This is a genomic window from Novisyntrophococcus fermenticellae (assembly GCF_018866245.1).
GTDB classification, from domain to species: Bacteria; Bacillota; Clostridia; order Lachnospirales; family Lachnospiraceae; genus Novisyntrophococcus; species Novisyntrophococcus fermenticellae.
In genome coordinates this window covers 76,851-101,165 of sequence record NZ_CP076458.1, presented here as the reverse complement: position 1 = coordinate 101,165, position 24,315 = coordinate 76,851, and the positions used below count along the sequence as shown (strand labels likewise).

19 protein-coding genes are annotated in these 24,315 nt (G+C 42.7%); 2 read left to right on the top strand and 17 right to left on the bottom strand.

The features are described 5' to 3' along the window. Nucleotides 1–36: 36 nt before the first annotated feature. On the top strand, nucleotides 37–1,830 hold the full coding sequence (locus tag KNL20_RS00475) for a DUF885 domain-containing protein (RefSeq protein ID WP_230398741.1): 1,794 nt from the start codon (nucleotides 37–39) through the stop codon (nucleotides 1,828–1,830). 58 nt (nucleotides 1,831–1,888) lie between these two features. Here the strand turns inward: KNL20_RS00475 and KNL20_RS00470 are convergent, their stop codons facing one another. From KNL20_RS00470 to KNL20_RS00440, 7 genes are all read right to left on the bottom strand, one after another. Next, nucleotides 1,889–4,429 (bottom strand): FAD-dependent oxidoreductase, encoded by a 2,541-nt coding sequence (locus KNL20_RS00470; RefSeq protein WP_230398740.1) that lies wholly within the window; start codon nucleotides 4,427–4,429, stop codon nucleotides 1,889–1,891. 103 nt (nucleotides 4,430–4,532) lie between these two features. Then, nucleotides 4,533–4,697, bottom strand: coding sequence for a rubredoxin (rd, locus tag KNL20_RS00465; protein ID WP_230398739.1), 165 nt, complete (start codon nucleotides 4,695–4,697; stop codon nucleotides 4,533–4,535). Between the two features lie 105 nt (nucleotides 4,698–4,802). Beyond that, complete coding sequence (locus KNL20_RS00460) at nucleotides 4,803–6,380, bottom strand: ABC transporter permease/substrate-binding protein (RefSeq protein ID WP_331468243.1); 1,578 nt, start codon at nucleotides 6,378–6,380, stop codon at nucleotides 4,803–4,805. Beyond that, a complete protein-coding gene (locus tag KNL20_RS00455; RefSeq protein WP_230398738.1) occupies nucleotides 6,380–7,513 on the bottom strand; it encodes an ABC transporter ATP-binding protein in 1,134 nt (377 codons plus the stop codon). The genes KNL20_RS00460 and KNL20_RS00455 overlap by 1 nt, the downstream gene beginning before the upstream one ends. A 243-nt stretch (nucleotides 7,514–7,756) precedes the next feature. Continuing rightward, nucleotides 7,757–8,404 carry a GntR family transcriptional regulator gene (locus KNL20_RS00450; protein ID WP_230398737.1) on the bottom strand — a complete coding sequence of 216 codons (648 nt, stop codon included), beginning with the start codon at nucleotides 8,402–8,404 and terminating at the stop codon, nucleotides 7,757–7,759. 246 nt (nucleotides 8,405–8,650) lie between these two features. After that, a complete protein-coding gene (locus tag KNL20_RS00445; RefSeq protein WP_230398736.1) occupies nucleotides 8,651–8,866 on the bottom strand; it encodes a hypothetical protein in 216 nt (71 codons plus the stop codon). Further along, nucleotides 8,863–9,387, bottom strand: coding sequence for a spore maturation protein (locus KNL20_RS00440; RefSeq protein ID WP_230398735.1), 525 nt, complete (start codon nucleotides 9,385–9,387; stop codon nucleotides 8,863–8,865). The genes KNL20_RS00445 and KNL20_RS00440 overlap by 4 nt, the downstream gene beginning before the upstream one ends. Before the next feature lie 141 nt (nucleotides 9,388–9,528). Here KNL20_RS00440 and nagA point away from each other — a divergent pair, with 141 nt between their 5' ends. Further along, a complete protein-coding gene (gene nagA / locus KNL20_RS00435) occupies nucleotides 9,529–10,644 on the top strand; it encodes an N-acetylglucosamine-6-phosphate deacetylase (RefSeq protein ID WP_230398734.1) in 1,116 nt (371 codons plus the stop codon). 106 nt (nucleotides 10,645–10,750) lie between these two features. On the opposite strand, the gene KNL20_RS00430 is transcribed toward nagA, so the two are convergent. The 10 genes from KNL20_RS00430 to KNL20_RS00385 form a co-directional block, all read right to left on the bottom strand. Then, a complete protein-coding gene (locus KNL20_RS00430) occupies nucleotides 10,751–13,183 on the bottom strand; it encodes a beta-glucosidase family protein (RefSeq protein ID WP_230398733.1) in 2,433 nt (810 codons plus the stop codon). A gap of 93 nt (nucleotides 13,184–13,276) precedes the next feature. Then, the gene (locus tag KNL20_RS00425) at nucleotides 13,277–13,891 is read right to left on the bottom strand and encodes a hypothetical protein (protein WP_230398732.1); all 615 of its coding nucleotides are present in this window, start codon (nucleotides 13,889–13,891) and stop codon (nucleotides 13,277–13,279) included. A 1-nt stretch (nucleotide 13,892) separates the two neighbouring features. Further along, a complete protein-coding gene (locus tag KNL20_RS00420) occupies nucleotides 13,893–16,784 on the bottom strand; it encodes a glycoside hydrolase family 3 N-terminal domain-containing protein (protein WP_230398731.1) in 2,892 nt (963 codons plus the stop codon). A gap of 130 nt (nucleotides 16,785–16,914) precedes the next feature. After that, nucleotides 16,915–17,619: a LytR/AlgR family response regulator transcription factor gene (locus tag KNL20_RS00415; protein ID WP_230398730.1), complete on the bottom strand. Its 705-nt coding sequence runs from the start codon at nucleotides 17,617–17,619 to the stop codon at nucleotides 16,915–16,917. A gap of 27 nt (nucleotides 17,620–17,646) precedes the next feature. Continuing rightward, complete coding sequence (locus tag KNL20_RS00410) at nucleotides 17,647–19,212, bottom strand: ABC transporter substrate-binding protein (RefSeq protein WP_230398729.1); 1,566 nt, start codon at nucleotides 19,210–19,212, stop codon at nucleotides 17,647–17,649. Nucleotides 19,213–19,249: 37 nt separating this feature from the next. Continuing rightward, the gene (locus KNL20_RS00405) at nucleotides 19,250–19,489 is read right to left on the bottom strand and encodes a hypothetical protein (protein ID WP_230398728.1); all 240 of its coding nucleotides are present in this window, start codon (nucleotides 19,487–19,489) and stop codon (nucleotides 19,250–19,252) included. A gap of 29 nt (nucleotides 19,490–19,518) precedes the next feature. Next, nucleotides 19,519–20,874, bottom strand: a complete 1,356-nt coding sequence (locus KNL20_RS00400; RefSeq protein WP_230398727.1) for an MATE family efflux transporter — start codon at nucleotides 20,872–20,874, stop codon at nucleotides 19,519–19,521. A gap of 204 nt (nucleotides 20,875–21,078) precedes the next feature. Next, on the bottom strand, nucleotides 21,079–21,687 hold the full coding sequence (locus tag KNL20_RS00395) for a nucleoside recognition protein (RefSeq protein WP_230398726.1): 609 nt from the start codon (nucleotides 21,685–21,687) through the stop codon (nucleotides 21,079–21,081). 47 nt (nucleotides 21,688–21,734) lie between these two features. Next, complete coding sequence (locus tag KNL20_RS00390) at nucleotides 21,735–22,622, bottom strand: fructose bisphosphate aldolase (RefSeq protein WP_230398725.1); 888 nt, start codon at nucleotides 22,620–22,622, stop codon at nucleotides 21,735–21,737. A 56-nt stretch (nucleotides 22,623–22,678) separates the two neighbouring features. Further along, nucleotides 22,679–24,313: a response regulator gene (locus tag KNL20_RS00385; protein WP_230398724.1), complete on the bottom strand. Its 1,635-nt coding sequence runs from the start codon at nucleotides 24,311–24,313 to the stop codon at nucleotides 22,679–22,681. Nucleotides 24,314–24,315: the final 2 nt, after the last annotated feature.

Here is a 24,315-nt window from a genome sequence, read left to right as displayed (position 1 = left end):
AATCCTGATTCCACATAAACTATTTTAAAGAGTTACTTGAAAGGAGAAGCATGTTCAGATGAATATGCTGCACATCATTGTTCTATGAAGAACCCTTTCCCTCGCAAAAAACGCCTTACCTCATTTCTTCTGATTCCACTTTTAATGCTGATACTGCTGGCTGTCCTTGTTATTCCGGGATTCTATTCTGAGAATAAGAGATTCGAAAAGTTCACCGAGAATCTGTTTCGTACCGAGGTCTGCTCATCTACAATTAATCTCCATTATACCTTGGCAGAACCAGATTCCTGCAATATCTCTGACTACCCGATTACTTTTGGTTCTGTTTTCAGTGGGGATAATACCAGGTACCAGGCAGCGCTGGAAAACCACGCCGCTCTTTTATCATCCTTTCATAAAAAACGGCTATCAAAGAAAAATCAGCTAACTCTCTCCATTTTGGAGGAAAACTGCAATGCCGAACTGGAATGTCCGGACGCATGGTATCTGCAGGAACCTTTAAGTCCCTCTCTGGGAGTTCAGGCACAGCTTCCTGTTCTGCTGGCTGAATACACCTTTCGTACAAAGCAGGATGTTTTAGATTATCTGAAACTTCTGAAGACACTTCCTGATTATTTTCAGAACATTTTACAGCTGGAACAGGAAAAGGCAAGCCGCGGCCTGTTTATGAATGATAAGGCTGTCGACGGAGTGATTGCACAATGCAATTCATTTATAGAAAATCCGGAAGAAAACTATCTGATTCCAGTCTTTAATGAGAAGCTGGAGGAAATGAGCATTTTAAGTAAAAAAGAGCGTGATTCCTGCAAAACTCTACATAATAAATTAATTGTTAATGTAGTGATTCCGGCATACCAGCAGTTAATCGATGGCCTGGATGCTTTAAGAGGAAGCGGAAAGAACGATAAAGGCCTGGTCTATTACCCGAATGGAAAATCCTATTATATCTATTTGCTTAAAACACAGGTCGGTACAGATGATTCTGTAGCTGTGCTTGAACACCGTCTTTTAACTCAGCTGGTTTCCGATTCAAAAGAGATGCAGCAGCTTATAAGAGATGACCCTTCTCTGCTCATTGCAAAAGAAGATGTATCCGCACAGGAAACAGCCGAACCCACGGAAATTCTGGAAGATCTGAAAACTTGCATGGCAAAGGATTTTCCGATCCTTCCCGAAACATCCTATGAAATAAAATACGTACATGAGGATTTGCAGGAATTCTTAAGCCCGGCCTTTTATCTGACTCCTCCTGTGGATACCAACAGTCCTAATGCCATCTACATCAACCCTCATACCGGAATGGGCGGTACTGAGTTATATACAACTTTGGCTCACGAAGGATTTCCCGGACACCTGTATCAGACCAATTACTTCTCGGAAACCAATCCTCCCCTGATCCGCCACCTGTATTCACCAGGGGGATATATTGAAGGCTGGGCAACCTATATTGAATCCTACGCCTATAACTATGCAGATGGTGATCCTCAGCGCAACCGCCTTCTTTGGCTGAACCGCTCTATGAATTTATGCCTTTACTCCATCATGGATGTGGGAATTCACTATCATGGCTGGACAATGGAAAAAACAGCCGAATTCTTAAATAATTTCGGGATTGCCGATGATGACACTGTGTCAAGGGTCTACCAGTATATTCTCGAGACGCCGGCAAATTATCTGAAATACTACTATGGCTATCTGAATTTTCTGGATATCCGGGAAGCCAGCAGGAAAGCCGAAGGCGATAATTTCAACCTGAAAAAATTTCATCAAAAAATACTGGAACTTGGCCCCATGCCCTTTTCCATCTTAAAGGAAAAAATGCTTTCCTGAATGAATATATGGCATAGATACTGTAAAACCCCGCCTGCACAGGTGGGGTTTTACCTTGTTATTTCACATTTACGAACATCTCCTGAAAAGTCATCTGCTGATTTACTGCTTCCGTCATCGTTGAAAGCCTGGAGGTATTTCCTAACAGAATTACACCGGATAAGCGGTTGTTAAGAAAATAGTATTTCTCATACTGCTTCTTCCCCCAATCCTTTATCTCCAATGTCTTATATATCAGATCAGGATTTTTACCATTATCTCCAATCGAAAACAGCGCTGTATTCATACCATGGAAGCTTAAGGAAGGAGTCTCCGGCACATAGCTGATATCCTTGTCACCGGCTGCACAGGCGCCGGCAACCTTTCCTTCTTCCAATGCCTGAGGCCAGATACCATAGTTCATCCCATGATATTGGGCACAATCACCTGCAGCATAGATGCCGGGAATGTTGGTCTCCATATGCTCATCCACAATAACAGAGCGATCTACCTGAATTCCGGCTTTCACGGCAAGCTCCACGTTTGGTCTGACCCCACAGGATATAATTACAAGCTGTGCCGGATATGTGGTTCCGTCCTTCAGCCTTACACCGGTCACTTGTTCTTCTCCTTCGATTGAATGGATACTGACACCGGTATGAATCTGGATTCCCAGATTTTCACTGATGCTTTTCAGCATCTCTCCCGCCTCATCATCCAGCTGACGTCCCATCAGTTGTGGAGCCAGTTCCAGAACAGTAACCCTACACCCAGCCTTTTTCAGTTCCCATGCGGCCTCTAATCCCAAAACACCGCCACCGATTACCACAACCTCTGTAACGCGCTCCAGCATAGAGGCAATTTTCCGGGTATCTGTCACTCTCCGGATACCGATAACTTCCTCCTTCTCACAACCCGGAATGGGCGGAATAAATGATTCGGATCCTAATGCGTAAATCAATCTGGTATATTGCAGACGTGTCTGGTCAGACAACAAAACTTCTTTCTTCTCTGTGTCAATGTTCTCAACTCTTCTTCCCAAAAGCTGATAGATTTGATTCTCCTCATACCACTGCTCATCCTCTACTGCAATCTGGCTGGCATTAATATCCGCCATTAAAGCCTTTGTCAGCATAGGGCGGTTATATGTGGAGCAATCCTCCTCAGATACCATCACGATGGAACCGGTCTTATCTCTCTTTCGGATTTCCTTTGCCGCACTGATTCCGGCTGCTCCATTTCCGAGTATAACGTAAAAATTATTACTGTCTTTCTGATAGCCGGTTTCACTGACTTCCACCGGAACAAAGTTTTCCCTGCCTACACCGCAGACAGGACAGACCTCCAGGGATGAATCAAAGATTTCACCACATACCATACATTTAACCAGTTTTGCGGGTCCTTGTGCTGTCTTTGGATTTTCTTTCTCCTGGAGAACGCAGCCAAAATTATATCCATATTCATAGGCGTCTGTCTGTTCCACCTCGCTGGGTCTGAAATGAACCCGAAAAGGATCCAGAACCCTCATACGAAGCTGCTTCAGTCGTTCCACAATATGGGGCACACCCTCTCCGCTCCATCCATAACTTCCGAACGCACTGGCCAGCTTACCGCCATGCGTTACTGCGGACAATGCGGTGGTAAGATCCCATATGGGTTTCAACGCATCCCCCACAATCGTTGGTGTACCGAATAATATGCCATCGGCAAAGCCCAGTTCATCCAGCACCTGTTCCTGTGATGCCGTAACCATATCATAGACACGGACATCTATCTCTCCGCTGTCCCGGATTCCCTGTGCAATCTTGTCCGCCAGCAGACCTGTATAGCCATAAGCACTTACATAAGGTATAATGACTGTCTTTGCAGGATTCGGATTCACTACGGTACTCCACTCCCTGTAGATGTTGCGGATGAAATCAATCTTATCATCCAGAACCGGTCCATGCCCGGTACAAATCATAGAGATATCCAAATCTTCAATACGGTCAAGGGCTTTCAGCATATACGGCTTGAATGGACCGATAATGCAGTCATAATAGTACTTAAGGGCTCTCATATAGCCTTCCTGATCCGTGACCTTGCTGACCAGAACATCATCAAATGCATAATGAGCGCCAAAGGAATCGCAGGTTACCAGAATCTGTTCCTCTTCAATATAGATATACATTGTATCCGGCCAGTGAAGATTTGGCACCACCATAAATCTGAGGGTTTTATTCCCAATCTTCATCTCCTGGTTATCCTTGACTGGAATGCTGAAGAATTCTCTGTTCGTAATCTGTTTCAAAAAACCAATTGCGCATCCGGTTGCAACAACCTTGAGCTGCGGATTTAAGTCCAGAAGCCTGCCGATAGACCCGGCATGGTCCGGTTCGGTATGGCTTACAATAAGATAATCAATATCCGTAACATCAATTTCTTCCTTTAACTTGTCCAGATATTCATCAAAAAAAGGTTCTTTTGCAGTATCAAACAGTATCGTCTTATCTCCCGCCTTCATGATATAAGAATTATAAGTCGTACCAAATTCGGTATACATGATGATATCAAATACCTTCAGATCTTTATCTACAATTCCGGCCCAGTAAAAATTTTTTCTCAGTTCCATAGTTTTCATATACTTCTACCTCTTCATTGTTACAGTTCTGTCTGTAAAAACCAGTACAGCATTGCACGAGCGTTCCATGCAATGCTGTAATTTTGTACCATATTCTGACTGCTTAATCTTCAACAACAATAAACATATCCTTGCTTGCACCGCAAAGAGGGCATACCCAATCATCCGGAATATCTTCAAAAGCTGTTCCGGGTTCAATTCCTCCATCAGGATCTCCTACCTCCGGGTCATAGATGTATCCACACGGTTCACATTCATATTTTGTCATATCAGAGCACCTCTCTTTTCGTTAATAATAGTATCTGTTACTGTTTTTATCATACCTTATTGTACGCAAGATGTCAATATAAATAATATCTTAAGCAGCAAGTTTTTATACAAAACCGTGTTCTTCTAAAAATTCATGCGCAACATCCTTAGGCTCCATCTGCAGTTCATCCACCTTATAGTTAAGCTCCGCCATAACCGGATCAGATAAACAGTCTCCAAGTTCTTCTATTACCGGAATAATTTCAGGGCAGGAGTCTGCAATTTCACTGTTTATCAAAGGAATTGCATAATATGGTGGAAAGAACTTCTTATCATCCTCCAACGTAACAAGTTGGAATTTTTTAAGTAAGCCATCGGTAGCAAAAGCATCTACCACCTGTGTATTATCATTCATCAAAGCCTGGTATCTGGCTGAACCGTCAAGTCCTGTGGTATCTTGAAAAGACAGATTATATTTCTCTGTTAATCCGGGAAGACCGTCCATACGGTTCAGAAATTCCAGGGTGGTTCCTGCCGTAAGCTGATCTCCCACCCGGGCCAGATCACTGATGGTTTTCAGTGAATACTTTTCGGCAGTATCTTCTCTTACTGCCAGCACATAAGTATTATTAAATCCCATCTGCTTAAGAACATCTATATCATACTTTTCTTTAAAATCTTCCTTCACCGTCTGATACACACTCTCCATATCCGGATTAGGCGGATATCCCAGGGTGTCCCCATAGGCTGTCCCGCTATAATCAATATATAAGTCAATGTCATCATTCTTAAGAGCGTTAAAGCAGACCTGCGTACCGCCCAGATTAATTTTTCGTTCAACTTTTATATCTGTTTTGGCCTCAATTAAATCTGCAAACATATGTCCTAAAATATGCTGTTCCGTATAGTCCTTTGTTCCAATTCGAATCCGCCTGGAATCACTGTTGTCTTGCCTGAACAAGTTCATCGATACAAGAAGTATAATTCCCAGCGCCGCAAGAGAAATTATGATTTTATCAGTTCTTCTGTTCTTTTTCAGTTTTTCTGTTGAGGTGCTTTTCATCAGGCTGACCGGCGTTACCAGTTCCTCCAGCTTGCCGAGCAGAAAATCCACCAGCAGGGCCAGGAGGCATGCCGGAATCGCACCTGCCAGGATTTGGTTATTATTTACAGTACGAATTCCCGAAAATACCAGGAAGCCCAAACCATCCGCACCTATAAACGCTGCCATAGTCATGAGTCCAACAGCAGTTACAGATGAAACTCTGATTCCCGCCATAATGACCGGCAGTGCCAGAGGTATTTGTATTTTAAAAAGCCGCTGCATTTTCGTAAGTCCAATTCCTTTTGCCGCTTCCAGCATTTGAGGATTGATGTTACTGATGCCAATATATGTGTTTTTAATAATGGGAAGCAGGGAATACAGCACGACCATTACAATGGCCGGAAGCGTTCCGATTCCTAAAATTGGAATGGCAAATCCCAATAGCGCCATACTTGGAATAGCCTGTATCACATTGGCAACTCCTAATACCGGTTTATTTAACTTTTTTATATAACTGATTAATATTCCGAGAGGTACTCCAATCAGGATTGCAAGACCTACAGCAATTACAGTCAGCCGTATATGTGCCATGGTGAGAGTCAAAATCTGTTCTTTTTGGGCTATTATATAATTAAAAAAATCAGCAATGGACTTCATTATATATTCACCTCCTCATTATCTAAAAACTGTCTGCTAAGTGTCATTACCAGGCTGCTTTTTGTAATAAGGCCCAGAAGCGTCTTATCGGAATCTACTACAGGAATATTGGACACGTTATTTTCATCTACCATTTTCAACACATCTACAATATTATCCTCCGGTCCTACGCTTAGAAAGTCAGCTGCCATAAGATTCGAAACTTCAATTGAGCGGTCCGCCGCATTCCGGATATCCTTCGCCCGAATAATCCCCAGCAGTTCATTTGTCTTTGGACGAATCACCATCAGACTGTCCACCTTTGATGTACGCATCTTTTCAAGGCAGCGCAGAAGTGAAAGATTCGGAGGGCAGGTAATGGGCATTGAGATCATAATGTCCTTTGCCCGGATGTATTCCGGAGAAGTCCAGATTCGATTATGTCCTACGAAATCCGATACAAAATCATTGACAGGATTTTTCAAAATATTTTCCGGTGTATCATATTGGAGAATCTCTCCATCTTTCATAATACAAATCATATCTGCTATTCTTATAGCTTCATCCATATCATGTGTAACAAATACAATCGTTTTCTTAAACTGGCTCTGCCAGGCAAGCAATTCATCCTGTAGGTTTGATCTGGTAATCGGATCAAGCGCCGAAAAGGGCTCATCCATCAGTATAATCTCAGGGTCCATGGCAAAGGCCCTTGCCACCCCAATCCTTTGCTGCTGTCCACCGCTTAGTTCTGTAGGATAACGATTCAGATATTCCGAAGCCGGCAATCCCACCATATCCATCAGTTCACAGGTTCTTTTCTCCATTGCAGCTTTATCAATACCTTCTACCTTTGGGATAATTTCAATATTTTCCTTAATTGTCATATGCGGAAACAATCCTGTTTGCTGAATTACATATCCCATCTGTCTTCTGAGCCTGATCATATCCTGGTCTTTAATATCAGTTCCGTTAATCAGAATCTGTCCACTGGTAGGGTTTATAAGGCGGTTAATCATCTTTAGTGTCGTTGTTTTTCCACATCCGCTTTCCCCGATCAGTGCTGCCAGCTGGCCCTTTTTTACCTCAAATGAAATACCCTTTAGTACTTTTTTGTTCTTAAAGTTCTTGGTTATTTCTTGAAATCTTATCATAAAAAATTTACACCTCTTTTATTTTTCATTGCAAAGTAACAACCTAATTATATACTCAAGTTGTCACTTTGTCAAATTTGAAGCATGCATAAAAGCTGAGCATTACAAATTCACAGGTGTTGAAAGAAGTAGACGTATCATGAGAAACGCTGGTATCTGTTATAAAATTCCGCCTGCATCCTGGTAATTGAATTACCGAGATACAGGCGGTTTGTTTTTCCAAATTTCAAAAGACAGACTGCATTAATCAGTTTCCTCGGAAATCGGCGGATACAAAAAGTTCTTAACCCGTTCATAGGAAGCATCGTCCCCAATACAATAAAAGATATCTCCCTCCTGAAAGATGGCATACGGTCCCGGAGAAATGATGAGGACATCCTTTCTTTTAATTCCTACAATGGTAGACTGTGTGTTATGCCAAAAATTAATATCCGAGCTAGCTTTATTCAAATAGGGTGTATGACTGGTAATTTCTATCTCATAAGGAACAAGAGGATTAACAGAATGCAGCCGTTTGGTCTTATCAATTAATCTGGCGATATTTTTACTGACATTTTCCATTTCTTCTGTCTGTCTTTTTAAACCTGTTAATATTTCCATTCTAAGCTGATCTACGGTATCGTAATCCCGGTACTGATTCCTGAAATCCACTGCCTTTTCAAGGGATAAAATGATAACGCCGCTTCCTTTCGTAATATCCACAATATTTAAATCGGATAAAACACACAACGCACGCCTGGCTGTTTCACTGGATACGCCATATTGGCTTGCTATATGGGATCTGGCAAATATTTTATCTCCCACCTTATATTGCCCGTCCGCAATTTTGGAAGCAATATCAATGGCAATCTGGAGATATCTCGCATTGGTAATTTTTGATTTTTCCTGCATTGTAATCTCTCTTCCTCAACTCAATTCTTCTACAAGTATTCGTATTATATCACAGTATAATCTCTTTTACTATATGGATTTTCAGCAGCTCAGCCTTACGAAAGCAAGCTTTCTTCTGCCTGTTCTGCTGAAAATCCGCATGGCTGAACGATCGGGATGTAAAGCAACAGTTCAGCCATCAGCTCTATTCCGCTGCGCTTCATCTCGCTGTGGCAGAGCGCCATATGGATTGTCAGCAGCTCAGCCTTACGAAAGCAAGCTTTCTTCTGCCTGTTCTGCTGAAAATCCGCATGGCTGAACGATCGGGATGTAAAGCAACAGTTCAGCCATCAGCTCTATTCCGCTGCGCTTCATCTCGCTGTGGCAGAGCGCCATATGGATTGTCAGCAGCTCAGCCTTACGAAAGCAAGCTTTCTTCTGCCTGTTCTGCTGAAAATCCGCATGGCTGAACTGTTGCTTCACATCATTCCTGCCAGAATTACGCTGGCTGCTAAGCCAATAAACGTGGCAAATAGTGCGCCAGCCAATGTATATCGTGTTTTCGTCACCTTTGCCGCCACAAAATATACAGACATCGTATAGAAAATGGTCTCTGTGCAAGACATGGAGATGGATGCAGCAAGTCCTATAAAGGAATCTGTCCCATAGTTCTTGTAGATATCCAGTAAAAGTCCTGTGGATGCGGAGGAGGAAAACATCTTTACAATAGAAAGAGGGACAAGCTGGGTGGGAAAACCGACAGGGTTCAAGATGACCCCAAGCAGTTTTGACAGCAGGTCCAGAAATCCTGAAGCCCGCAAAACCCCTACCGCCACCATAAGTCCTATTAAAGTAGGCAGAATCGTGACTACGGTCTTCAAACCATCCTTTGCTCCGACTACAAATTCCTCATAAATATTTTGCTTCTGCAGAATCCCATACCCCACAATATAAAACAGGATGAGGGGTATCATAAAGTCCGAAAGGTATAAAAGTATTTTCATAAGCGCCTCCTATTCTTTACAGTTTACGGACGGCTTTTACAAAACAGAACTATCTTTTTTCCTGATTATCATCTAAAATAGAAGGCAGAGGAATGAAGCTTGAGACTTACTCAGGGTTTACAACAGAGAAAGGAGTTTTACATGATTATCAAAAATGCAGTTGTTTTTAACAGTGATTTTCAGTTCGAAAAAAGAGATATCCAAATTAAAAATGGTGTTTTTGCGGAATCCTCCGAACCGGACAGCGAAGTGATTGATGGCAGCGGACTCTATGCAATTCCTGGCCTGACTGATGTTCATTTTCATGGATGCACGGGATATGATTTTTGTGACGGTACAGAAGAAGCACTTCAGGCAATTGCTGATTATCAGCTAAAGAATGGGATTACCAACATCGTCCCCGCCACCATGACCTTTGACGAAAAACGGTTGACAGATATTATGAATACAGCTAAAGCTCATAAGAATAAATTGGGTGCAGATTTGTGCGGAATCAACATGGAAGGCCCTTTCATATCCACTGCAAAAAAGGGCGCTCAAAATCCCCATTATATACACAACCCTGATATTGACATGTTCCGCCGTCTTCAGAATGCATCCGGCGGACTGATTAAGCTTGTGGATATTGCCCCCGAAGAAGAGGGTTCTATGGAATTTATTGAAGCCTTAAAAGATGAAGTCACAATTTCCATCGCACATACCACGGCAGATTATGAAACTGCAGGCCTGGCTTTTTCGAAGGGTGTAAAGCAGGTTACACACCTCTACAATGCCATGCCCCCGTTTACGCACAGGGCTCCCGGAGTAATCGGAGCGGCCTTTGACCATAAGAATGTCTATGTAGAATTAATCTGTGATGGCATTCATATTCATCCTTCTGTTGTCCGGGCAACCTTTCAGCTGTTTGGTGATGACCGGGTAGTTCTGATCAGTGACAGCATGATGGCCGCCGGATTAGCGGATGGGAACTATTCTCTGGGCGGGCAGGGCGTAGAAGTCACCGGTTCACTTGCCACTCTTTCAGATGGCACAATTGCAGGTTCTGTGACAAATCTTATGAAATGTATGCGTATTGCGGTTCAAAAGATGGGAGTTCCCCTGGAAAGTGCTGTAAAAGCTGCGGCCGTAAATCCCGCAAAATCTGTTGGTATCTTTGACCGTTACGGCAGTATTGAGCCTGGTAAAAAGGGCAATGTTTTGCTGTTGGATAGGGAGCTTAATCTTATAACCGTCATCCAAAAAGGAAAAACCGTTTAAGTCAGAGGCTCATAAGGAGACGGTAGTTGGAATGTATATCACGTACATTTCAACTACCGCTTTCTTATCTTATGGTTTTACCAAAAAGCAATTTTCTTTCTGCTTATCATCCTGAGATTTCCTTTTCATATTCCCGGTTCTGTCTTTTATTTCTGAAAAATCCACCGATGATCATCCTCAATCCCCGGAACAGATGACCGTTAGCTGCCTCCACCATTCCATCCGCCATATACATGTTTACAGCTCCATGCGTCATCTTAGCAATTCCACGAAATGGCATATTGTAGATAAACAGAATATTCAAATCCGGCTTTCCCTTCGCCTCACTCTTTTTCTTTATGCTTGTAAGTATCCGATAGATCAGCCTCGCCAAGACACTTTTCGAATAATAGAGTTGACAGATAGCATCGTTTCTTCCCAGTTCTCCAGACCAGGAACCATCAGGAATTCCATGCCCCAAAAGTTCTTCAAATTCCGAATCAGGCACATCCTGTATCTCTCCCTTGTAATAGGACTTCATCTTTCCGGTATCATACGGATTCTCCTGCGTGCTCCCTTCTATTCTTATATTCTCTGACAAAAGAATATCCATGGCATTCGCTCCAATGCATACTACATAATCGCCACCTTCTTTTTCCCACGCTTCTGTCTTTACGTTCCAGTACCGGAAGGTCCGCTCATCAAACGGAATCCTCACCTGCATGCTCTCTCCTTTTTTAAGAAAAATTTTCCGAAATCCTTTTAGCTCTTTTTCAGGCCGGAAGATGTCTTTCTTCGGACCGCTGATATACATCTGAACTACTTCCGCCCCATCTCTGTCTCCGATATTTGAGACTGTAAACTCTGTCCCGGTGGAACTGAGCTTCAAATCTGAATATGAAAATTCCGTATAAGACAGACCATATCCAAACGGATACTGAACTTCTGCACCCTTTGTATCATAATAGCGATATCCGACAAAAATACTTTCCCGATACTCAGAATTTCTCTCTCTGCCAGGGCAATACCTGAAGGCCGGAGTATCTTCATACTTCAGCGGGTAAGTCTCGTTCAGCCGTCCTGACGGATTGACTTTTCCTGTCAGGACATCCAACATGGCTCCTGCCCCTGCCTGTCCTCCCAGATATCCGTGTACAATAGAACGGCAGTAATTATGCCACGGCATCTCCACTGCGGAGCCGGCACTTAAAACACCTACAATATTGGGGTTTGCCTCTGCCAATGCTTCAAGAAGCTCTATCTGTTTTTTCGGAATCCTCATATGTTCCCGATCCATTCCTTCAGATTCACTCAGTTCGTCTAAGCCAAAGCAATAAAGCACCACATCTGCCGTCTGTGCCAGACGAACCGCCGCATTTTTTAATGCCTCATCCGGTTCTCCGTTCCTTCTGTAACCCGGCTCGCACCCGAGACAGTTGACTGGGTACTTGCCAATCATATTTTCCATCGTTTCCAGCTGCGTAGGATTTACCATGGAGGATCCTGCTCCCTGATACCTTGGCACCAACGCAAAATCCCCGATTAGCGCCACGCGGCAGTTCTCTTTTAATGGCAGCAGAGGTAAGGGTTTGTTCTCATTCTTTAAAAGAACAATGCTCTCTAATGCAGCCTTTTTTGCCAGGGCATGATGCGCTTCAGCATCAAAATCATTGGAACAGTGGGCTTTCCTGTTTTCTTCCAGTGTCAGGACTGCCTCCAACAGATCATCTACACATGCGTCCAGTTCTTCCGTCGTAAGACCACCGTTTTCGACAGCCTCCAGAAGTTCTCTCGCCGGCTCCAACCCCGGATCAGGCATTTCCAGATTTGAACGGCATGCAACACCCTTCACATGATCGTTGGATGCGCCCCAATCCGTCACAACAATTCCGTCAAATTCCCATTCCTCCCTGAGAATTTCCTTCAGCAGGTGTCCGTTTTCATTGGCATAGACACCGTTTATTTCATTGTAGCTTGTCATAATTGCCTTTGCTCCGCCTTCTTTTACGGCTATCTCAAAGCCCTCCAGATAGATTTCCCGGAGCGTACGTTCATCAATTACCGAATTCATTGCCATTCTTCGCAATTCCTGACTATTCACAGCAAAATGCTTGGGACATGCATAGACTCCCTTGCTCTGGATCCCCCGGATGTATGCGGCAGCCATTTTTCCGGCAAGATACGGGTCTTCCGAAAAATACTCGAAGTTTCTTCCGCACAGCGGACTTCTCTTGATGTTCAGCCCCGGTCCCAGAAGGACATCTACGCCTAAAGCTGCCGCTTCTTCGCCGAGCGCTTCCCCGACCTCCTCCCCCAACTTCTCATTCCAACTGTTGCAAACAGTTGCAGCCGGTGGGAAACAGGTCGCAGGCACAGAAGCATTCAACCCCAGATGATCTCCTGCCCCCTCCTGTTTTCTGATACCATGAGGGCCGTCGGAAAAAAACACTGCTGGTATATTGAGTCTGCTGATTTCCCGCGACTCCCACTCAGATGCTCCACTCAGAAATGCCGCCTTTTCCTCAATTGTCATTTTATTTATGATATCTGTATGTCTCATGCCTTTTTTTGCTGCCTTTCTAAACTATTTTATAAAAGAGCGGCAGTATCTGTATTCTCAAATCCCCACAGATACTACCGCTTTTCCCTATACTCAGTTGCTCGTCCCTTTTTTATCTTTAAAGATAATCTTCATAATCGGGAAAAATACCCAGAACGAAATTACACTGTTGATCAACATCGTAATAATATCTGCAATTGTCATTCCTGCGGATTCTCCCATAATTCCCATGAAAAAATTATAAATCGGTGTTTTATAAAGTCCCTGAAGGGCCGATGCTCCTACAGAAATAATCACCCACGCAATAAAATACCATACCGCTGCTTTCACAACACTTGTATTTGATTTGAACGTCACGTTCCTTTGAAGGAAAAAATTGATAATCTGTGCGGACAGCAACGTAATTTCCACTGCCAGGAAGTATGCCAGTCCGCCTCCGCCTCCAGCCCCGATGGAGCCCGAGGCATAGTCAAATACATAGTAAATGCTTCCGTCCAGATTGTGTCCCATCGGGAGTATCTGAAAGCTGGTGCTTACAAGCGGCGTAAGACTGAATATATATTTGATGGCAGGCATCATAACCATCTGCAAAATCGTCACTCCATTACTTATAATGAAGAAAACGAGAAACTCAGCGATTGCGGGATGGCTACCCTTGAAACGATTCCAGAGCCCTTTTTCTGCTGTATCGTCAGTCTTTCTGTTCATTCTATGCCTCACCTTTTGTTGATTCCTCTGCATGCATCGTGTTTTTTCTTCTGGCATATCCCTTACGCACTACAAGAATTTCCACAACCGCCATAACTGCTATAATAGCCACATCTGCTGCAATAAGCGCAATCTTCCAGCTTTCCATTCCAACCTTTGCATTTCCTTCAGAATATGCGCTGCTGTTTACTACAGTATACATAATATTCTTACTTGCACGTCTCAACGCTGCGACATTTGATGGTTTAGACGCATCCTGCATACGGTTAAGCCCTGAATCATAAGTTGTGAGCAGGGCATCTACTCCATTATTAAACGCCAGATCCGCATTCATAAATCCCCATCCGGAATTCGCGAAGTTATCAGTCAGGACAAATCCTTTGAATCCCCATTCGTCACGCAGGACTGTTTGCAGCAATTCACTCATACCTCCTGCCCAGCGGTTTCCAATATAACTCCATGCTTCCATTACTGCACTTGCACCACCATCTTTCACCGCGATTTCAAATGGTTTAAAATAAATCTCACGCATAGACTGTTCATTGGACCAAATAGACACCATCATGGCATTGGAATCATACATTGCAAAATGCTTTATGTAAGCATACACTCCACGGCTGCTTGCACCTTTCACTGCATTTGACGCTATATTTCCTGCAAGTACTCCATCTTCGGAATAATACTCGAAATTACGCCCTCCAAATGGTGTACGGTGTGTATTCATAGCCGGCGCATACCAACCGTTTACATTCATCTCATTTGCCATCTTACCAATACTTTCACCAAAATCATATGCCAGATTCTTGTTCCATGTAGAGGCAATCATTACAGCTACCGGGAATCCGATAGATCCTGTGCCTGTAAAATTATTATTAATAGATGCTGGTCCGTCACAGTCTACAGTAGCTGCCTTATTTACAGATGCCACTGCTGCTGTCTGAAATCCTGCCAACCCGGTTAAATCACTCATTTCCTGTACGGTCATCTGATCAAGAAGGTCTTCCCATTTTGCATCATTATAATCAAGCCCTCTCATATCAGCCAGATCAAGTCCGTTGTGAGCACCTGTAACCGGCATTTCCACGCTGTCATCAATGAACGTAGTATAATCAAATGTTTCATTATTAAAGAATCCATCCACATATTCATCTTCAAGTACTAATGACTCCGGAGCTTTTGTGGCCTCATCATAATTAGCAAAGCTGTCTTTACGTGAAAGATATTCAAAATTCCCCTTTGCAGATTCAAACTGATTTACTGCTGGGATTCCATCACTTTCCCTGCTTTCTGTAGCATATGTTTTCTCAGTATCGACTGTATATACTGCAGAATCAATGATTTCATGAGAATCTTTGTTTATCGAAATAACATAGTCTCCTGCTTCCAGAACATAGCTCTTGTGCCCCAGATCATCATAGGATGCCAAATCATCTTTTGAAAAACTGATTGTTACCGTTTCAGATTCTCCGCTCTTAAGTACTCCTGTTTTCGCAAAAGCCAGCAGATTTGCCGATGCCTTTTCGATTCCTCCATTTGTATATGGTGGATTAAAGTAGACCTCTACAACATCTTTTCCCGGAACATCTCCGGTGTTTGTAACCGTTACGTCCAAACTGATTTCATTTTTATTTTCACTAAGTTCTCCCATTTTCTGTTCAAACGTGGTATAACTCAAACCATATCCAAATGGATACTGAACTGTCTTATCATAATCCAGCACGCCTTCTGCCGCCATGGTCTCATACCACTTGTATCCAACATAAATTCCCTCTACATAATGGGTAAATTTAGGTTCCAGGTCTATTTTGTATGTTCCCATAATTGAATGCGTTGCCAGATCTTTCATGTTATCATATACAAGCTGATCTGAATTGTTCCACCATGGTGTATTCGTAAGATCGTATACAAATGTATCCGAAGTACGTCCCGATGGATTTACTGTTCCGTTTAGAATTTCTCCCAGCGCATTGAATCCCACATTACCAGTTCCCGGGCTCCAGATAACACTTTTAATTTGAGGATACTCGTCCACAAATCCCAGTTCAAAAGCATGCGCTGAATTGTATATTAATAATACATTATCAAAGTTATGACATACTTTGTCCACCATATTTCGTTCTGTTTGCGAAAGTTCAAGATAATGATGCCCTTCCGGAAAATCCTCATATTCATCGGAGTTTGAGTCGTACGCTACTTTACTCAAATCCTTTGGCATATCATTGTATCCTTCTCCGCCTACTCTGGAAATTACGATAACCGCTACATCCGAGAACTCCCTGGCATTTTCCATCATTTCATCTGTATAAAGCTCAGCAGGTGGTTCAGGCAATGTCCATGCTTGTTTGCTCTCTGACATTTTAGGTCTTTGCGATGTATATCCCTCATAGAAATCATGAAGTTCATCATTTAGAGCAAATCCACTTTTCTTCAGCCCATCTTCAAGACTGACTACCGGCCACAAATCATTGATAGATCCAGAACCCGCACCTCCATAGACCGGATTAACGGATGCCCAGCCAAATAAATTCAGATTCTTTTGATTATTTAATGGCAACATTCCTTCATTTTTCAACATTACCATTCCTTCACCGGAAATCTCTTCCGCTGTTTTACCGGCTTCGTCTGCCGTCTCCTGCGTTACCTGTCCGCTTCCTGTAGCAAGACCAATCAAAGTAGACATTGGTCCTACCAAAATCAGGTTTACTACTAATACAATTGCAAGCAGCCCACAGATTAGCGCCTGGCTCCTCACCAGATATTTCTTAACCTTTTCAATTTTACGGCTAATAATAAATGCAATTACTACCGCAATTAAAATACAAGCCATTGCAATTAGATATGGTTTACATGAATTCAGCACACCAATTACATCATTGATATTAATCTCCAGCATTTCTTTTCCTCCCTTGTTCTCTTTTTCAATGCATGGATTATATCATGATTTAGGTGTTTTTATCGCCGTCGGGACAAACTGCATGTTTTTCCAGTTATTCTGTTTTTGTCATTAGGAATATTGCACAGATTTAGTCCCTGCCTACAAAATCCGTCAGTTCTTCCATGAAAATATTTTTTCTGGTCCGGCTAAGCGGAATATTATTTCCTTGTACGCAGGCGCAGCCATTAATAATACTATCAACATGCTCCAGGTTAACCAGACACCCTTTATTTGCACGGCAAAAGCCTAATCCGTTAAACTTTTCTTCCGTATCCTTCAATGTTGCGGTCGTTATATACTCGCCACTCTTTGTAAAATAAACTAACTTGTTGCGTTGGCTTTCAATATAGTATATATCGGATACATCCAGTTTTACTGTGCCCCCTTTTATTGGAATTGTAATATAACGCTGAACCCGGTTCTTAATCCGGCCTATCGCCCGCTCCAGACTGCTGCTGAAGGGAAAATACTCAATTGGTTTCAGCACATAATCAAAAGCATTTACCTGGTACCCCCGAATAGCATACTGCGTCATGTTGGTAATAAAGATGATAATAACCTCTGCGTCCACCTCTCTGATCTGTTCCGCTGCCTTCATTCCATCCATGAACTGCATATGAATATCCATCAGGATAATATGATACTTTGCACTATAGCCTATTGCGATTTCGTCCCCGTCCTGAAAAACTGTAACATAAAATTTTTCGCCATGCTCCTTCTCATATCGCTCTAAATACTTTTTAATCTGGTTAGAATATTCCTCTTCATCTTCCACAATTGCAATATTTATCACAGTTTCATCTCCCACATCTTTATCCTGTTACCATTCCCACTGATCCACATTATTTACCAAAGACCAGCCCTGTCCATGGGGATGGACCTTCTGCTCTCCTATATGAAGTTCATCCTTTACAAAATACAGGTGATCTACGCTGCATATCCAAATCCATGGTAAATCTCCGTTTATGCCGCTCTTTCCGTCCCACTGTGCATCCAGCCAGAATTCATAGGAAGTTTCCAGAGAAGGAGCCTCAAGCGCCTTGTCCATATATTTGTCTACAGAGGGATTAAAGTAAGGAGAATATTTCGCATACTTGCTCCCACGTTCACTGTGATAGAGATTATATAATTCCATGGGTGTATGGGAGCCTAGTCCCCAAAGTACCGATTGACTCTGTGCATCATCATAGATGATGTCCCCGTCAATACCAGAGAGATTCACCCGGATTCCAATTTTGTCCAGCTGATCATTTATTTCCCTTGCCAGTTTACTGCGAATAACATCCGAAGAGTCAAATAACATCGTAAATTCCGCTTTTAAGCTGCCTTTTTCACGTATTCCAGACGCCCCGGTTGTCCAGCCCGCGTCTTCCAGAAGCCGCCTGGCTTCATCGGGATCATAAGAAACTCCTGCATCACCCCTATACCATGGCATCTTATCACAGATGCCATAAGCAGGAGTCCCATATTCCTTTAATACCTTCTCAACAATGCTTTCCCGGTCAATTCCAAGATTAATTGCACGGCGAATCGCCAGTTCAGCAGTCACATCATTTCCGATTAAAGTGCCTTCCTCTTCTCTTTCCTTGACCGTGGGAAGATTAAAACCAAAGGTATCTACAGAAACAAGCTCCTGGAGCTGATATCCTGCTGCCTCCTGATCCGCATAGGCCGCTGATGTATAAGCAACATCCGTCTTCCCTGTTTGTGCTGCCTTCAAAGACTCTTCTTCACTCATAAACAACACTGTAAGCTTTTCCGTCTTAATCTCATCTCCATAGTAATCCGGATTTGCTTCAAAAACCGCCTGCTCTCCCTGCTTCCACTGCTTGAGTATATAGCGGCCCGATCCGACCGGATTCTTCCCATAGGTTTCACCATATGCATGTTCAGGAACAATCCCGATCTCCGACATCGTATAAGGCCAAATGTTAAATGGTTCATTCATATGGAACTCTATCGTATTTTCATCAACCGCTTCTGCTACCTTTAATTTGCCCAGATCATTCAGGCTTCTGGAATCCCTGCATTGATTATAGGTAAACGCCACATCCTTTGCCGTCAGCTTCTCTCCATCCGTAAATCTGACATCCTCCCGAATATCAACCGTCCAGGTCAATCCGTCTTCACTGACATTGTAATCCACAGCCAGATCATTCTGGAGTTTTAAATCTACCGTAGTTGAAGTAAGCGTACTTTGAATCAGTGGTTCATGTATATGTTCACCAACTCCCCATCCATGGATTGGATCAAAACCACCTTCCGGCTCCGCCGAAACCGGCATTGTCACAATTACGGAATCTTTATGGGTCTGTATTCCACAGCCTGCCAACAATCCTGTCAGTATCATGCCCGGCAGTACTATGACAAGTAACTTCTTTTCCATGTCCCCTTCCTCCCCGTTTTTGAATATGACACGGTTTTTACTCTTTTTTAAAGTCCCTCTTTATATTTTCAATCAGTTCCACATCTGAATCTGTCAAACGTATATTTGAAACATAATTCTTCCCGTTCTCCGTGGTAACGTTAACCTCTATTACAGTTCCCTCTTTCAGTGTTTCTTCGGAAACCACCTCAAAAAATCTGGTCAGTCTGGGATGACGGCTGAGAAATTGCTCATAGTCATTTTTATATTGTAAAAATTTCATCGGATTAATAGCCATATTTTTTCTCCTGTTTCTTGCTTTATTTTTTACTGCTCTATTTTTCTGACAGTAAATAACATAGTTATATAGCTGGCGCTTCCTCCCAAAAAGTTAGAAATTGGTTCAGCCATAAATACTCCTTTTACACCCAATCCCGCAATTTCCGGAAGAAAAAGTGTCAGCGGAATTACGATGATTACTTTTCTGAATAAAGAAAAGAACACAGCCTGCCTGGATTGTCCCAGTCCCACAAAGATAGACTGCGCGGTAGACTGACATGCCATCATAAAAAAGCCAAAGAAATATGTATGCATAGCCGGAACACCCATAGTCAGCAGCCTGGAGTCCGTATTAAAAATCCGAATCAGCGGTTCAGGAAATAAGAGTACAAATACCCAGGCAATAAGCATATATAGAATACAGACGATGGATGTAAAACCAATGGCTTTTCTGATTCTGCCAAATTGCTTTGCCCCAAAATTATATCCGAGAACCGGCTGTGCTGCCGAAGTAACACCCTGTATGGGCAGCATAATTACATCACGGATTGAATTCAATACCGTCATGATTCCCACATATAAATCGCCTCCATGAATCCCCAGTGTTTTATTACACGCTATCTGTACCAGGCCATTGGTTGCAGACATGATAAACCCGGCCGTCCCAAGACCTGTAATCTCCCTGATTATCGTTTTATCCGGTTTTGTATAAGTTCTCTTTACCCTTAGCAGGGTTTTCCGGCCTGTCAGGAAACGCATCACCCATACCGCAGACACAAGCTGCGAGAGAATTGTCGCCCAGGCCGCCCCGGCTACTCCCATATGGAATACAAAGATAAAAATCGGATCCAGAACAATGTTAATTACCGCTCCAATCAAAACTGTAAACATCCCTGTCCTGGCAAACCCTTGAGAGCTGATAAATCCATTCATACCCGTTCCAATCATAACGAATGGAGTTCCGATCAGATAAATCTCAAGATACTGTCTGGCATAGGGATAGGTGTCATCACTTGCACCAAAAAGATAGAGAATCGGCTTAATGAGCAAATAGCAAAAAAACATTACGAATATTCCGGTGGCAATAAGCATAATAAAAGTATTGCCCATAATCCGCTCCGCCCGCTCTATATCATCTTTCCCTCTGGCAATGGAACATAAGGGCGCACCTCCCATACCAAACAGATTGGTAAATGCAGCAATTAGTGTAATAACCGGAAAAGTCAGTCCCAGCCCTGTCAGTGCTAAAGAGGATGCACCGGGAAGATGCCCGATATAGATTCTGTCCACAATATTATACAATACTTGAACAACCTGGGCAATTGTCATCGGTACAGCCAGCGCCACAATATGATGCCAGACTCTTCCGGTGGAAAAATCGCTTTTGTTCTCTGAATCCTTCATATCCTCCCCCTGTGTTTTTTCATTCTCATTTATCATACTGCAAATTCCATGAAATGAGAAGACTGTTTTCCTTTATTTCAAAGTTCCCTTACTCTTTTTATGCTCTACAGCAAAAAGGGGAAAACGCCGATACAAATCTGTACACATGCATTTCCCTTTTTAGATGTTCAGCTCAATACCATGATGCATATCTAAAGCTGTTTTTCATTCTTTTTTATACATAATTTTTGCGAAAATCACTCCTGCCAGCGTACTCAACGTCGTAGCGGCAATTGCCGGCCCTAAAATTGCCGTGGGATTCGGGCTTCCATATTGACTTCTGTAAGCAATAATATTTACCGGAATCAGCTGCAAAGATGAGATATTGATAATCAAAAATGTACACATGTCTCTGGTCGCAATATGTGGTGCTCTGTTTTTACCAATCCCCAGTCTTCTGCATTCCTCCTGATTCAGTTCCTCCAATCCTTCCATAGCTTTTAACCCCGCAGGCGTTGCCGCCCACCCAAGCCCAAGGACATTGGCAATCATATTCAGCGATATCTGCCCGTAAGCCGGATGATCGGAGGGTACCGATGGAAACAAAAATTTTAAAACAGGCCGCATCTTTTGGGTCATCTGACGGATTAAACCTGTCTCCTCCGCTATTTTCATAAGACCAGTCCACATAGCGGTCACCCCGGCGATGGCAACCGCCAGAGAAACCGCCTCTTTTGAAGAATCAATTGCAGCCTCTGTAACTTCTTGCAGATTTCCTGTAAGGGCTCCATAGATAATTCCAATAAGCAGCATTCCACCCCATAAATAGTTCATGTACAATTCCTCTGTATTAAATCAATTTATACAATATATTCATCCTGCTATGCAATCGATGCATTGTAAATTTTCTGGATGGACTCTGCAAGAGTCTTATCAAACGCTTCCTGGGTTTGTCCGGCACTTAAACCCTGGCTTAAGGCACGTGAAAAGCTTGCTATCACTCCCGGATTTTTTTTAAGAAGAGCATTTGCCTCATCACGGCTATATCCGCCGGAAAGAGCTACAACTCTAACTACTTTCGGATTATCCAATAGTTCGGAATAGTATCCGTCCCTCGTGGGAAGCGTAAGTTTAAACATCAGTCTGACATCTGCCGGCAGCTTCTCCAAATGCCGGAGCAATTCCTTTTTCAGAATCCGCTCAGCTTCCTCCTTTTCACTGCTGTGGATGTCAACCTCCGGCTCGATGATCGGAACCAGTCCTTTTTTTGCGATCTGCAGAGCAATTGCAAACTGCTGGTCCACGACTTCACGGATTCCGTCTTTGTTTGCCAGCTTAATTACGGAGCGCATCTTGGTTCCGAATATATGTCTTGTGACGGCACGATCCAAAAGATTATCCAAATCAGGCAGAGGCTTCATAACCTGCACACCTTCGGCCTCAGGCGCAAGCCCCTTATCTACCTTTAGAATCGGAAGGATTCCTTTATCCTCCAGAAGATAGTCTGCCGTATACTTACCGTTCATCTTTCTGTCCATGGTGTTTTCAAACAAAATGGCTGCTAACAGATATTCAGATGTAAAGGCCTTGCTCATAATAATTCTTGTCCGCATCTCATGTACCAGTTCGAACATCTCTTCATCATTGCTATACTGTGATTCATCAATTCCATAGAGCTTCAGAGCCTTCGGCGTACTTCCGCCGCTTTGATCCAGTGCTGCAATAAAACCTTTTCCTTCATGCATTCTTTTTAATTGCATTTCATCCATATCATGTATACCTCCTATTCCGCAAAACCTGTGTCTTAATATGCTTCCATATTATTCTAACACTTTTCATGAAAATTTTCAGCAAAATTAACAATACATTTTTCCCTATATTCTGTAGGTGTCTGATTAAATCTCTTTTTAAAGCAAACTGCAAAATATCTTTGATTGCTAAACCCTGTTGCTTCTGCAATCTCGTGTATTTTTATATCTGGAGTTTTCAATATATCTTTTGCCTTCTCCATTCGGATTCTGATCAGGTACTCACCAAATGTTTCTTCCGACTGCTGCTTGAAAATCTGTCTCAGATAGTTTGCGCTGATATAAAGATCTGCGGATACATCATCTATATTAAATTCCGGATCCGATATATGATCATTGATAATATGTTTTGCCTTATTCACCAGTACACTGCCTTTTTCTTCATTCAACTCCTGATAGGCGTATATAATCCGGCTTACAAACGGACGGAACCATTCCATGCATTCATCCATCTCTTGCGTCTGCAGCAATTGATTAAAGTCTGTCTCCGGAAGGGCTGTTCCATCATTGGCATTCTGAAAATCTCTGTGCATAAGAACTGCCAGTTTTAAAAAGTATGTCTTTATGTATTCGTATTTCAGATACGGGACGTTCCTCATTTGTTCCCCCATCTGGTTGATTAAATCACTACATTCCTGAAAGGTCTTGTACTTCACATCTTGAAGAAGCTTATGTTCCAAATCCCCGTCCGGCTTGTACGCAATTGCTTTTTCTGACGAAACCTCCTCGTAATTACATATAGTATCCCAGTTCTTTCCTTCATTTATATTTTGCGCGGACAGTGCCTCCTGATAGGACTGTCGAATCCTTGCCGGGCTTTTATACTGTCTTCCCACCGCTCCGTTAAGTTTTACTCCATAATGTTTTCTGGCACCCGCCAGTATACCATTAAGGGAGTTATTTACTATGCGAAACAGACTGCGCCTGTCCGGATTTTTGGACATAATAAACAAGACTGCATTTCCCCCGCCCATAACGACATTATATACCTTTGTCTTTCCCGGAAAAACGGCATCTGCAATCTTTGTCAAAAAATCCGTAAACTGCTCTGTTTCTATCGGACTTCTCTTTCCATAATGTTCAACTTTTAAAACTGCGGTCGTATAACACGCTCCTTTAAAGTCAAGTTCTACCGCAGCCGCACGTTCCATAATTCTTTTTTCACTCATATTCTCATACAGCAGGGCATGAAAAAATCGCTCTTGTAACACAGGGAGATTCTCCTGATAACGGCTTACCATATCATTTATGTTTTGCTGCAGTCTTTCATAATTATTTAATTTATCCAGGATTTTTTGTGTTATTTCTTTTATCTTTCCCGGCAAAATAGGCTTAATCAAATAATCTTCGACCCCCAGCCGTACAGCGTCCTGAGCAAAGGAGAAATTTTCATGCGCACTGATAATCACAACCTTAGGGTTGAAATCAATCTCATGTATACGTTTTACGAACTCTAATCCGCCACATTTTGGCATCGCAATATCTGTAAATACAATATCCGGCTTTTGTTCCCGGCAGATTTGAAAAGCCTCCTCTCCATCCTTAGCCGTCCACACGTCTTTCAGGCATGGAAAGGTTTTGAGAAGGTAGTTGCGAATTGCACCGCATACAATTTCATCGTCGTCAGTAATCAGCATACGATAAGCTTTCATAT

Excerpts from the sequence above, each read along its gene's own strand:
- KNL20_RS00395 (WP_230398726.1), bottom strand. The coding sequence starts at position 21,687 with ATGAACTATTTATGGGGTGGAATGCTGCTTATTGGAATTATCTATGGA.
- KNL20_RS00390 (WP_230398725.1), bottom strand. The coding sequence starts at position 22,622 with ATGGATGAAATGCAATTAAAAAGAATGCATGAAGGAAAAGGTTTTATT.
- KNL20_RS00470 (WP_230398740.1), bottom strand. The coding sequence starts at position 4,429 with ATGAAAACTATGGAACTGAGAAAAAATTTTTACTGGGCCGGAATTGTA.
- KNL20_RS00420 (WP_230398731.1), bottom strand. The coding sequence starts at position 16,784 with ATGCTGGAGATTAATATCAATGATGTAATTGGTGTGCTGAATTCATGT.
- KNL20_RS00400 (WP_230398727.1), bottom strand. The coding sequence starts at position 20,874 with ATGAAGGATTCAGAGAACAAAAGCGATTTTTCCACCGGAAGAGTCTGG.
- KNL20_RS00425 (WP_230398732.1), bottom strand. The coding sequence starts at position 13,891 with ATGAACAGAAAGACTGACGATACAGCAGAAAAAGGGCTCTGGAATCGT.
- rd (WP_230398739.1), bottom strand. The coding sequence starts at position 4,697 with ATGACAAAATATGAATGTGAACCGTGTGGATACATCTATGACCCGGAG.
- KNL20_RS00455 (WP_230398738.1), bottom strand. The coding sequence starts at position 7,513 with ATGATAAGATTTCAAGAAATAACCAAGAACTTTAAGAACAAAAAAGTA.
- KNL20_RS00385 (WP_230398724.1), bottom strand. The coding sequence starts at position 24,313 with ATGAAAGCTTATCGTATGCTGATTACTGACGACGATGAAATTGTATGC.
- KNL20_RS00460 (WP_331468243.1), bottom strand. The coding sequence starts at position 6,380 with ATGAAGTCCATTGCTGATTTTTTTAATTATATAATAGCCCAAAAAGAA.
- KNL20_RS00430 (WP_230398733.1), bottom strand. The coding sequence starts at position 13,183 with ATGAGACATACAGATATCATAAATAAAATGACAATTGAGGAAAAGGCG.
- KNL20_RS00405 (WP_230398728.1), bottom strand. The coding sequence starts at position 19,489 with ATGGCTATTAATCCGATGAAATTTTTACAATATAAAAATGACTATGAG.
- KNL20_RS00440 (WP_230398735.1), bottom strand. The coding sequence starts at position 9,387 with ATGAAAATACTTTTATACCTTTCGGACTTTATGATACCCCTCATCCTG.
- KNL20_RS00410 (WP_230398729.1), bottom strand. The coding sequence starts at position 19,212 with ATGGAAAAGAAGTTACTTGTCATAGTACTGCCGGGCATGATACTGACA.
- nagA (WP_230398734.1), top strand. The coding sequence starts at position 9,529 with ATGATTATCAAAAATGCAGTTGTTTTTAACAGTGATTTTCAGTTCGAA.
- KNL20_RS00450 (WP_230398737.1), bottom strand. The coding sequence starts at position 8,404 with ATGCAGGAAAAATCAAAAATTACCAATGCGAGATATCTCCAGATTGCC.